7 protein-coding genes and 2 pseudogenes are annotated in these 7,558 nt (G+C 43.2%); 7 read left to right on the top strand and 2 right to left on the bottom strand.

Features of this window, described 5'->3' with window-relative positions; all coding sequences use genetic code 11:
- Positions 1 to 169: 169 nt before the first annotated feature.
- Together WFH18_RS15950 and WFH18_RS15945 are read left to right on the top strand one after the other, a co-directional pair.
- Positions 170 to 581, top strand: a pseudogene (locus WFH18_RS15950) (nuclear transport factor 2 family protein).
- Positions 582 to 651: 70 nt separating this feature from the next.
- Complete coding sequence (locus WFH18_RS15945) at positions 652 to 1,764, top strand: YheT family hydrolase (RefSeq protein ID WP_164543358.1); 1,113 nt, start codon at positions 652 to 654, stop codon at positions 1,762 to 1,764.
- Between the two features lie 56 nt (positions 1,765 to 1,820).
- Here the strand turns inward: WFH18_RS15945 and WFH18_RS15940 are convergent, their stop codons facing one another.
- Complete coding sequence (locus WFH18_RS15940) at positions 1,821 to 2,243, bottom strand: hypothetical protein (RefSeq protein ID WP_370940779.1); 423 nt, start codon at positions 2,241 to 2,243, stop codon at positions 1,821 to 1,823.
- Between the two features lie 225 nt (positions 2,244 to 2,468).
- Here WFH18_RS15940 and WFH18_RS15935 point away from each other — a divergent pair, with 225 nt between their 5' ends.
- From WFH18_RS15935 to ispD, 5 genes are read left to right on the top strand one after another with little or no spacing between them, the layout of a single operon-like run.
- Positions 2,469 to 4,109, top strand: coding sequence for a CTP synthase (locus tag WFH18_RS15935; protein WP_004278723.1), 1,641 nt, complete (start codon positions 2,469 to 2,471; stop codon positions 4,107 to 4,109).
- A 32-nt stretch (positions 4,110 to 4,141) separates the two neighbouring features.
- Positions 4,142 to 4,999, top strand: coding sequence for a 3-deoxy-8-phosphooctulonate synthase (gene kdsA / locus WFH18_RS15930; RefSeq protein ID WP_004278721.1), 858 nt, complete (start codon positions 4,142 to 4,144; stop codon positions 4,997 to 4,999).
- Between the two features lie 59 nt (positions 5,000 to 5,058).
- Positions 5,059 to 6,348, top strand: a complete 1,290-nt coding sequence (gene eno, locus WFH18_RS15925) for a phosphopyruvate hydratase (protein ID WP_004278719.1) — start codon at positions 5,059 to 5,061, stop codon at positions 6,346 to 6,348.
- A 7-nt stretch (positions 6,349 to 6,355) separates the two neighbouring features.
- Positions 6,356 to 6,748, top strand: a complete 393-nt coding sequence (locus WFH18_RS15920) for a septum formation initiator family protein (protein ID WP_004645271.1) — start codon at positions 6,356 to 6,358, stop codon at positions 6,746 to 6,748.
- Positions 6,717 to 7,430: a 2-C-methyl-D-erythritol 4-phosphate cytidylyltransferase gene (gene ispD, locus WFH18_RS15915; RefSeq protein WP_004278717.1), complete on the top strand. Its 714-nt coding sequence runs from the start codon at positions 6,717 to 6,719 to the stop codon at positions 7,428 to 7,430. The genes WFH18_RS15920 and ispD overlap by 32 nt, the downstream gene beginning before the upstream one ends.
- 36 nt (positions 7,431 to 7,466) lie before the next feature.
- Here the strand turns inward: ispD and WFH18_RS15910 are convergent.
- A pseudogene (locus WFH18_RS15910) lies at positions 7,467 to 7,558 on the bottom strand (IS5/IS1182 family transposase); the annotation flags it as partial.

Raw genomic sequence — 7,558 nt, 5'->3', positions numbered from 1 at the left:
TCGATTTTACTGAACACTCTTCAACTGCTCTCGGAATATTCAATAGATGAACTCAATGAGATAGCCACAATGGCATTAGGTATCTCATAGATGTGTAGATACCTATGCCCTTTGGGAGAGGGCTGGGGTGAGGGAGATTAATTTTTTAATAACAAAAAAGGAATCTAAAATGACCATCGAAAATACCAGAAAATCCATTGCACGCTGGCATGAGATGCTGGAAACCCGTGATATGTCGATCTTGAATGAACTACTTGCCTGAAGAAGTGGTATTTCGTTCGCCTGTGGCTTTTCAACCTTATCCTGGAAAACAGGTGGTATTTTTTATTTTGACCAATGTCATTCAAGTCTTTGAAAACTTCACCTATCACCGTGAATTTATAAGTGAAGATGGTAACAATGTCGTACTTGAGTTTTCTGCCAATGTGGGCGATAAAAAACTAAAGGGAGTTGACATGATTCAGTTTAATGAAGAGGGTCAGATGATTGATTTTGAAGTCATGATTCGACCTAAGTCCGGACTTGAAGCCCTGGCTGTACAGATGGGCCAGCGGATGCAATCATTCCAAGCTAAAACTTAATTCGAACTATTGATTCAAGTCGGCATGAAATTTGTAAATCACAGCTAGTACAACTAGAGGGGGATGACAGATGAAAATGTTGCTTAAAAAATTGGGTCAGCTTTCCAGTGAGTATCTGGATCGTTTCAGTGGAGCAGACGAGCCGACCCTGTATTACAATCCGAATGGTGTATTTTCAGGACTCATTGAGCGCTTACCGCAGCTGCAACAAAAATATCGTCCTACACCTTGGTTAGCCAATGCACATGCACATATTCTGTATTTCGATTTAATTAAAAAACGCACCATTAAACTGAAATATGATGCGCTTGAACAGCTGAAAATGTCAGATGGTGGAATTACCGGTATTGCCTGGTATGGACTCGATCTTCCGGCAAGCACGCCGACCATTGTATTACTTCATACTATTACCGGTTCTCCTGAATCAATGCGTGAACTGGTTCGTGATCTGCATAAATATACGGGTTGGCGTGTTGCATTGTGTTTACGCCGTGGTCATGCAGACTTACCCATGCCTGTGCCTAAAATGAACCTGTTTGGTTCAACTCAGGATTTGCGTGAGCAGCTCTTGTATATACAGGACAGATTTCCTCAGTCCGATCTCTATGGGGTTGGATCTTCTGCGGGTACGGGATTGTTAGTGCGTTATCTGGGCGAAGAAGGTGAACAAACCCCACTCAAAGCGGCTTTTGCCTTATGCCCTGGCTATAACACTGAAACCGGTTTTGCCAATGTGCATCCGTTTTACAGTAAAGTCATGGCCAAAAAACTGATTAAGCGCTTTATTCATCCTTATCAGGAAACCTGGCAGGTCTGCCCAAGCTGGAAACAGTTATTAGAAGTTAAAGATCTGTCTGAATTTGAAAAACTTTATTTTGAACTGGCCGGATTTGCGGATTATGCCAGTTATACTCAGGCAACCAATCCGATTTATGTGTTTGAAAGTGTCAAAATCCCACTGATGATTTTAAATGCGGAGGATGATCCGGTTTGTCACATCCGAAATTTAGAACCTTATAAAGAAAAAATTCGGGCGATGTCTAATATTATGGTGATTACCACCAAAAAAGGCAGTCATTGCGGCTTTTATCAGGGCTTGATGCAAACCGAATCTTGGGCTACCCGACTAATGGCAGACTATTTGATTCACTTATCTCGTGCACCGGCAACAGTATCTGCTTAAAAAGTTCCAATAAAAAACCCAGCATCTGCTGGGTTTTTTGATGAATGATACTGTAATTAGTCAAGTGCTGGCATCGCTGCGGCAATTGCGTCAGCAACCGCATCATCCTCAGACTTGTTTTCTGGATTTGAATTGGTTTTAGGTGTGGTCGCAGCAGGCTTTGACGCAGGTTCTTCGCGGGTTTCAGGCACTGGTGCCGGCTCAGTAGTTTCTGGTTTTTTGATTTCACGACGGATTTCAGTCGTGGTGTTTTCAGTTTGCTCACGTTGAATTTCAACCGTTGGCGCTACTTCCTCTTCAATTGCCGCTGGCTCTACAGGTTCAAGCGGTTCAAATTGCGTTGGTTCTGGAGTCGAGATTTCAGATGCTGGAGTAACTTCTACTTGCTCTTCTTCTTTTGGTGCTTCTTTTTTTACACACGCAGTTAATGTCAGGCCAGTCAGGATTAGGGTGGAGATTAAAAGTTTCTTCATCATCATTGCATCAAACATAAAAGTGTGGAGTGGATACACTATTATAGCAGCAAAATGCAAGATAGAAATCATATGAACTTACTGTAATTTTTTATAGGAATTGCTGTTAGAATAGTCAATTGTTTATTGTTCTTTGAATTGATGCGGATTGACTTTGCTTTCTAGGTACAAGGTAAAGTAAAATTGCGCAACATTGCAGGCCGATTTAGGCTCGATTGTACGAGAAACCCAATGACCCATTTTATTTTCGTTACTGGTGGTGTAGTTTCATCACTAGGTAAAGGTATTTCAGCTGCTTCTGTTGCTGCACTTTTAGAAGCTCGTGGTTTAAAAGTGACCATGGTAAAAATGGATCCATACATTAATGTCGATCCAGGGACAATGAGCCCATTCCAGCATGGTGAAGTTTTTGTTACAGAAGATGGTGCTGAAACAGACTTAGACTTGGGTTACTACGAACGTTTCTTGCGTCGTGCGAAAATGACCAAACTAAATAACTTCACATCAGGCCGTGTTTACCAGGATGTTCTAAACAAAGAACGCCGTGGTGACTATCTAGGCGGTACTGTTCAAGTTATTCCACACATTACTGACAATATCAAAGAGCGTGTACTTCGTGCAGGCGAAGGTTATGACGTTGCGATCGTAGAGATCGGCGGTACTGTAGGTGACATTGAATCTCTCCCATTCATGGAATCTGTACGTCAGTTAATGGTTGAACTTGGTCATAAACGTACCATGTTAATGCACTTAACGTTACTCCCATACATTAAGTCTGCAGCAGAATTAAAAACCAAACCAACACAGCACTCTGTTAAAGAACTCCTGTCGATTGGTATTCAGCCAGACATTCTCATCTGTCGTACAGAGTACGATGTAGATGCAGATACGACGCGTAAGATTGCATTATTTACCAACGTTGAAGCACGTGCCGTTGTGGTATGTAAAGACGCACGTTCGATCTACCAGATTCCACGTACATTCTACGAACAAAATGTTGATGATTTAATCTGTGAACGTTTTGGTTATAACGATCTTCCTGAAGCTGATTTAACAGATTGGGATAACGTTGTAGAAGCATTACTGAACCCTGAATACACCGTACGTGTTGCAATGGTCGGTAAATACGTTGAACTTCCAGATGCTTACAAATCTGTCAACGAAGCACTTTTACATGCGGGTATTCAAAACCGTGTGAAAGTTCAGATTGACTACGTAAACGCTGAAGAGCTTGAAGGCCAAGATGTAGCAGAAGTATTGAAAGATGCTGATGCGATTCTAGTTCCTGGTGGTTTCGGTGAGCGCGGTACTGAAGGCAAAATGAAGGCGATTCAGTTCGCACGTGAGAACGGTGTGCCGTTCCTCGGTATTTGCTTGGGTATGCAGTTGGCTGTGATCGAATACGCACGTAATGTTGCTGGTATTGCAGACGCGACCTCGACTGAATTTAACCGTTCAACCAAATCTCCATTGATTGGTTTAATTACTGAATGGTTAGATGAGCGTGGTGAAGTTCAGCAACGTTCTGCTGATTCTGATCTGGGTGGCACGATGCGTTTAGGCGCGCAAAAATCTGAACTGGTTGCAGGGACTAAAACTGCAGAAGTTTATGGTTCTGAAGAAATCATCGAGCGTCACCGTCACCGTTACGAGATGAACAACCGTTATATCCCAGTGCTGGAAGAAAAAGGCATGAAGATTTCTGGTTATTCTCCGGTACAGCATCTGGTAGAAACTGTTGAAATTCCTGCACATCCTTGGTTTATTGCAGTACAATTCCACCCGGAATTTACCAGCTCGCCACGTGATGGTCACCCGTTGTTTGCAGGTTTCATTGATGCTGCGAAAAAGCAGTACCAAAAAACCAAATAATCGGTGCGTAGGACACAACTAGGGAAGTTTAAATGTCGCAATTAAAACCACAAGAAATTGTACGTTTGGGCGATATACAAATGGCAAATCATTTGCCATTTGTATTATTCGGCGGAATGAATGTACTTGAATCTAAAGACCTGGCTTTTGAAATTGCAGAGACTTATGTCGATATCTGCACACGTTTGGGCATTCCTTATGTGTTCAAAGCCAGCTTTGATAAAGCCAACCGTTCAAGCCTGAACTCTTTCCGTGGCCCAGGCCTGGAAAAAGGTCTCGAGTGGTTAGCTGACATTAAAAAACACTTTAATGTGCCGATCATCACCGATGTGCATGAGCCGTACCAAGCGGCTCCTGTTGCAGAAGTGGCAGACATTATTCAATTGCCAGCTTTCTTAAGCCGTCAGACGGATCTGGTTGAAGCCATGGCAAAAACGGATGCGATCATCAACATCAAAAAAGCCCAGTTCCTGGCTCCGCACGAAATGCGTCATATTTTGCATAAGTGTCTGGAAGCCGGAAATGACAAGCTGATCATTTGTGAACGCGGTTCGGCATTTGGCTATAACAATCTGGTTGTAGACATGCTGGGCTTCGACATCATGAAAGAAATGAATGTCCCGGTTTTCTTTGATGTGACCCATGCCTTACAAACCCCAGGCGGCCGTGCAGATTCTGCCGGTGGTCGTCGTGCGCAAATTACAACGCTTGCACGTGCGGGTATGGCAACGGGTCTTGCAGGCTTGTTCCTGGAAGCACATCCAGATCCGGAAAAAGCCAAGTGTGATGGTCCATGTGCGCTGCGCATGTCTCAGCTTGAGCCGTTCCTGGCACAGCTAAAAGAATTGGATACCTTGGTTAAAGGTTTCGAAAAGTTAGATACACACTGAGTTTATCACTCTTGCGCTGCCGTATAGGCAGCTCATATTAATCAACTGAGGAATAGTTCATGAGCCAAATCGTTGACATTCGTGCACGTGAAATTTTGGACTCTCGTGGTAACCCTACCATCGAAGCAGACGTAATCTTAGCATCTGGCGTAGTTGGCCGTGCATGTGCACCATCTGGTGCTTCAACTGGTTCTCGTGAAGCTTTAGAACTTCGTGATGGCGATAAAGCGCGTTACTTAGGTAAAGGCGTTAAAACTGCGGTAAATAACGTCAATACGTTAATCCGTGACGCTTTGGTCGGTAAATCAGTATTCGAACAAAAAGACATCGATAACACGATGATCGCGCTTGACGGTACTGAAAACAAAGAAAAATTAGGTGCAAACGCAACTTTGGCAGTGTCTTTGGCTGCTGCTCGCGCTGCTGCTGAAGAAAAGAAAATTCCTCTTTTCCAATACATCGCAGATCTTCGCGGTCAAACGATTCTAACCATGCCTGTACCAATGATGAACATCATCAATGGTGGTTCACATGCAGACAACAATGTCGATATTCAAGAATTCATGATTGAGCCAGTAGGCTTCACTTCATTCTCTGAAGCGCTACGTGCCGGTGCTGAAATCTTCCATTCACTTAAATCAGTATTAAACAAAAAAGGTTTAAACACTGCGGTAGGTGATGAAGGTGGTTTTGCACCAAACTTGCGTTCAAACGAAGAAGCAATTACGGTTATTCTTGAAGCAATTGGTCAAACTGGCTACAAAGCAGGTTCTGACATCATGCTTGCGCTTGACTGTGCATCTTCAGAATTCTACAAAAATGGTCAATATATTCTTGCGGGCGAAGGCAACAAAGCGTTCACAAGCAACCAGTTCTCTGACTATTTAGCAGGTCTGGTAAACCAGTATCCAATTATCTCGATTGAAGATGGTTTGGACGAATCTGACTGGGAAGGCTGGTCTTACCTGACTTCTATTCTTGGCGACAAGATCCAGTTGGTTGGTGACGACTTGTTCGTAACGAACCCGAAAATTCTGCAACGTGGTATCAACGAAAAAGTGGGTAACTCGATTCTGATCAAATACAACCAGATCGGTACCTTGACTGAAACTTTAGATGCCATCTACCTTGCGAAAGAGAATGGTTACTCTACTGTAATTTCACACCGTTCAGGTGAAACGGAAGATTCAACGATTGCTGATCTTGCAGTAGGTACAGCAGCGGGTCAAATCAAGACTGGTTCACTTTGCCGTTCTGACCGTGTAGCGAAATATAATCAATTACTTCGTATTGAAGAATTGACTAATGCTGCATATCGCGGTAAAGCTGAGTTCAAAGGTTTGAACTAAGCGACTTATGTCAATGTTAAATGTATTCGACTCGACTGCGAGTAAAGTACTGTTGGGCCTTGCGATCATTTTGATCGCAGGGTTTCAATATTTATACTGGTTTGGTGAAGGTGGTTATCATGATCATCAGCAACTGACCCAGAAAATCCAGCAACAGATGGAATTGAATGATGAGCTGAAAGAGCGTAATCGCGTTCTGGCGGCAGAAGTTTATGATTTGAAGAATGGTATTGAAGCCATCGAAGAACATGCGCGTTTAGATCTTGGTCTGATTAAGCCACGCGAAACTTTTATTCAAATGAGCACGATCAGTACTCAATATAAACCGATCTATCTTAATCCTAATTCTAAAGTAGACCTGCGAACCAATGAGTCAGCTGAAGCACCAACTACACCCTAAACTTTGGGTCATTCTTCCAGCTGCAGGTTCCGGTAGCCGTTTCTCCAAAACAGAACTGAAACAATATCAGATGATTCAAGAGCGTACTGTTCTTGAACATACGGTGACTCGTCTGAATCAACTGCCTTTGACGGGTTATGTCCTGGCGATTGGTGTACAGGATAATGTCGCAAAAACGCTTCCATTTTCCAGGCTGGAGAAAGCCCATTTTTGTTTGGGTGGTGCCGAGCGGGTGAATTCCGTGTTAAATGCACTGAACTATTTATCTCAAATCGCTTCTGAAGATGACTGGGTGTTGGTACATGATGCGGCACGTCCGTGTGTCAGTCAGGATTGTCTGCAACAGTTGGTCAATACGGCAATTACCAAGGATAGGGCTGCGATTCTGGCGATTCCGGTGCGAGATACACTTAAGCGTGTAGTAACCAATTTTGATATTGAGGAAACAGTGGATCGCTCGATGCTCTGGCAGGCACAAACGCCACAAATGGCCAAGCTAGGTGTGTTGAAACGGGCGCTTGAGCAGGCTTTGCAAGATGGTGCCACGATTACCGATGAAGCCAGTGCGCTGGAACATATCGGTAAGCCGGTGAGTGTAGTACAAGGTCGTTCCGATAATATTAAAATTACCTATCCGGATGATCTGGAACTGGCCAGGCTGATTTTACAGGCTCAGGCTTAAAAATATATTCAAATAATATTTAGGGTCTGTTGACATTTACTGTTCATAATTAACCCTATAAAGGTAGCCATAAAAATATACAGGCTAAAGCAACAGAACTTTGATAATTTCTTTTGAGCTTGTCATAT

This window comes from Acinetobacter sp. USHLN143, from assembly GCF_037145695.1.
GTDB lineage: Bacteria > Pseudomonadota > Gammaproteobacteria > Pseudomonadales > Moraxellaceae > Acinetobacter > Acinetobacter fasciculus.
The sequence above is the reverse complement of the archived record's forward strand: the minus strand, read 5'-3'. Positions and strand labels throughout refer to the sequence as shown.